Raw genomic sequence first — 3,291 nt, 5'->3', positions numbered from 1 at the left:
TGAACCGTGCCGCGGTCTTGCGGCACAGCTCCACCACGTCGTCGAGGGTGTCCGAGCCGTACACCTCGGGCTGGCGCGTGCCCAACATGTTCAGGAACCAGTGGGCCCGACAGCCGCCGGGTGCGGAGTTCGAGGTCGAGGCCGTTGCTGCGCAGGGTCATGCCGGATCACGCCCGCCCGGCTTCGACGGCGAGGATGGTCGCGGCCGCGGTCGTGACCGCATGCTCGTGGTCGCCGTCGTGGTCGAGGGCGATGAGGAAGTCGGTCAGGCCCCGCCACAACGCGTTTCGCTCGCGGGCGGTGGAGAGACGGTCGCCGAGATCGATCTCGGTCCAGGCGGCGAACCGGTCGGCGAGAGGACCGAGCAGGGTGGTGTATTCGTGCGGTGCGCACTGGTTGGCGGCGCCGAACCCGCCGTGGCCGCGCATCCACGGCAGCGGTGTGCGCGAGTCGGCGAGCCGCTCGATCAAGGCGGCGCCCGAGTCCTGGGCCGATTTCGTCAACACCATCACGTCACCGGCGACGATCGCGTGCTCGCCGGTGCCGGGAAACGGGGCCACACCGACCCGGTCGACCAGGGTGGCGTCGTCGCGAATGATGCTTCGCACAATGGGTTCCGCGAAGTCCGGCGCGACCACGACCAAGGCGGAACGGCGGTCGAAGACATCCCGGACCGCGTCGGGAAACTGACCCGTCAACGCCTTGCCGATACCGCCGGAAAAGGCGTTGGATTTACCCCATGTCGCGGCCAATATCGTCAGGACGGTTCGCACGGCATTGCGGGTATCGTCGCTCGGGCCTGCGGGTTCCGACGGATTCACCAGCCCCGCGTAAGCCTCCCGCGAATAGGCCAGCAGCATGTTCTCGAAGAAATCGGTGAGCATCCACCCGTCGGCGGCCCCCAGCGCGAGCAGCCGTTTACCCTTGCTGTCGGTCTGCGATACCAGCCCGGGCCAATCCGCCGGAGTCCAGGTGGCCGGCGGCGGCAGACCGCATTCGGCCAGATTTTCCCGGTCATACCAGATCAGCGATTTCCAGGCCGCTTTGAACGGCAGGCCGTAGAGCCGGTTCCCGGCCGCCGGTACCCTGAGATAGTCTTGCCAGCGATCGATGTAACGCGCTGTCGCACAGCCCTTCTCGGCCCACCAGGCATCATCCAGCGGCCGTAGCCATCCGCGTTCGGCGAAACCGCGCACCTGTCCGATGTAGGGCAGAATCACGATATCGGGCGCGGATCGGCCCGCGCTCAGCACGCTACCGACATCGTCGCCGAGCGGAATCATGTCGATGCGATGCTCGAAATTCAATGCGCCCGTCACACTCCGGAACGCGGCCAATTCGGCGCCGCCCCAGGGCACCGCGATACGCACCGCATCCGATTGCGCGCCGAACACATCGGGCGTGCAGGCGGCCAATAACGGCAGCAGGGCACCCGCGCGGAGAAATGACCTCCGGCTCGCCATGGCCTGCCCCCAAACCGATATCGCACCCCACCGATTCCCCTACGCCCGCGACGCTACGCCCGAACGCGCAGCGCCGCACCGAGAATGGCGGCAATGCCGGACGGCGGAATCCCCTCCATCCCACCGTCCGGCCCCTCCGATGGTCCGCGCGAACCCACCCGCGAGGCAGCCTGCCCGCACCACTGATGACGGTCGTGTGCACACCCCCGGCGCCCTGGCACCCGGGTTCGAGTACCGCGGTACCCGCGCGCGATACCCGGCGGTGGAGGATCCTGAGTCCGTGAGTACGACGGGGATCACGGTCGTGGTGGCCGAGGACTCGATGCTGATCCGCGACAGCGTGTTACGGGTGCTGAGCACCGACGACACCATCGAGGTGGTCGGCATCGCCACCGACTACGACGCCACCGTCGACCTGGTGCACCGCCACGCGCCGAGCGTGCTGATCACCGATATCCGGATGCCGCCCACCGGCACCGACGAGGGCATCCGGCTGGCGCGGCAACTGCGCACCACCCAGCCGGGCACCGGCGTCATCGCGCTGTCGCACTACGCCGAACCGCAATACGCGACCGGGTTGCTCGACGGCGGCTCCGCCGGGCGCGGCTACCTGCTCAAGGAACACATCGCCCGCTTCGACCAGCTGCTCAACGCCGTGCACGTGGTCGCGGGCGGCGGCTCGGTGCTCGATCCCGACATCGTGGAGACCCTGCTGGCGCGCCGCCGCGAGGACGATATGGTCTCCCGGCTCACCGCCCGCGAACGCCAGGTGCTCGCCGAGATCGCCGGGGGCGGCAGCAATCGGGTGGTGGCACAACAACTCTGCCTGTCACAGCGGGCGGTCGAGAAGCACATCAACTCGATCTTCGCGAAGTTCGGGCTCACCGGCGACCCGACCCTCGATCAACGGGTCACGGCCGTCCTGATGTTTCTGGCCGCCCGACCCGGCTAGGGGTGCGTGCACCCTTTTCCGCGGCCCGGACGCGACGCACCATGACAAGGGTGACCACACCAGGGGCAGCCGGGACCGCGCCGGTGCCGGTGTGGATCGTCGACGATCGGCCCGCATTCCGGCGCGCGGCGGTCGCCGTGGTGGCCGCGGCCGCCGGATTCGTGATCGCGGGCGAGGCCGACAGTGGCGAGGCAGCCCTCGACATGACGCGCGACGCCGCGAGCGGACTGGTGCTGATGGACATCAACATGCCCGGCATGGGCGGCATCGAGGCCACCCGCCGCATTCGCGCCGCACACCCGCGGATGGCGGTGTGGCTCATGTCGACCTACGACACATCGGATCTCCCCCACGAGGTATCACAGTGCGGCGCAGCAGGTTACGTGCACAAGGAAGCCCTCGGACCGCAGCTGCTGCGGAGCATCCGGGACGAGCTGACACCCTCGTGAACACCGACGCCTCCGGGTCGCTGGCGCGGCGGCGGCTGCGGCAGCTGATCTACGCGCTGATCATCTCCACCGGCGCGCTCATCGCACTCAACTGTGTCGCGGTCGCTCTGCGGCCCACCGTGTGGGTGTTCGGCATGCTCGCCGTACTGCTGATGGAACCGCTCGGATTCCTGATCGCCCTGCGGCTGGCCGAGCGCGGGGCGCTGGAACGCGCGGTCGCCACCCTCTCGACGCTGATCTGGGCGGGCGCGATCGCCGCGTCCTGGGTGTCACCGCTCACGCTGCCCGTGCACGAGATGGCCGCCTTGATCCCGGCGATCTGCGCCGCGCCGTACGTGCCCCGACGGCAGCTGCCCCGCTACTTCCTCGGCACTCAGCCGCCACCCCGAACCCGATCCCCCGGCTGGCCCCGGTCACCAACGCGCTC

At 69.1% G+C, this 3,291-nt stretch carries 5 protein-coding genes; 3 read left to right on the top strand and 2 right to left on the bottom strand.

What is annotated here, in order from left to right; genetic code table 11:
- Together ACWELQ_RS41890 and ACWELQ_RS41885 are read right to left on the bottom strand one after the other, a co-directional pair.
- The coding region (locus tag ACWELQ_RS41890) for a type II 3-dehydroquinate dehydratase (RefSeq protein WP_452402539.1) at window positions 1-88 on the bottom strand (88 nt) is incomplete at its 3' end.
- 79 nt (window positions 89-167) lie between these two features.
- On the bottom strand, window positions 168-1,463 hold the full coding sequence (locus ACWELQ_RS41885; RefSeq protein WP_452402538.1) for an extracellular solute-binding protein: 1,296 nt from the start codon (window positions 1,461-1,463) through the stop codon (window positions 168-170).
- A 280-nt stretch (window positions 1,464-1,743) separates the two neighbouring features.
- On the opposite strand from ACWELQ_RS41885, the gene ACWELQ_RS41880 reads away from it, so the two are divergent.
- The 3 genes from ACWELQ_RS41880 to ACWELQ_RS41870 all read left to right on the top strand — a co-directional run.
- Window positions 1,744-2,415, top strand: a complete 672-nt coding sequence (locus ACWELQ_RS41880; RefSeq protein WP_452402537.1) for a response regulator transcription factor — start codon at window positions 1,744-1,746, stop codon at window positions 2,413-2,415.
- Between the two features lie 41 nt (window positions 2,416-2,456).
- Entirely contained in the window at window positions 2,457-2,864 is a 408-nt protein-coding gene (locus ACWELQ_RS41875; RefSeq protein ID WP_452402536.1) for a response regulator, read from the top strand.
- On the top strand, window positions 2,861-3,291 hold a 431-nt coding region (locus ACWELQ_RS41870), incomplete at its 3' end, for a hypothetical protein (protein ID WP_452402535.1). The genes ACWELQ_RS41875 and ACWELQ_RS41870, both read left to right, overlap by 4 nt.

This window comes from Nocardia sp. NPDC004722 (genome assembly GCF_053601505.1).
This window is presented reverse-complemented; position numbering and strand designations above follow the sequence as displayed.

Coding starts and splice junctions, on each gene's coding strand:
- ACWELQ_RS41885 (WP_452402538.1), bottom strand. CDS start 1,463: ATGGCGAGCCGGAGGTCATTTCTCCGCGCGGGTGCCCTGCTGCCGTTA.
- ACWELQ_RS41875 (WP_452402536.1), top strand. CDS start 2,457: ATGACAAGGGTGACCACACCAGGGGCAGCCGGGACCGCGCCGGTGCCG.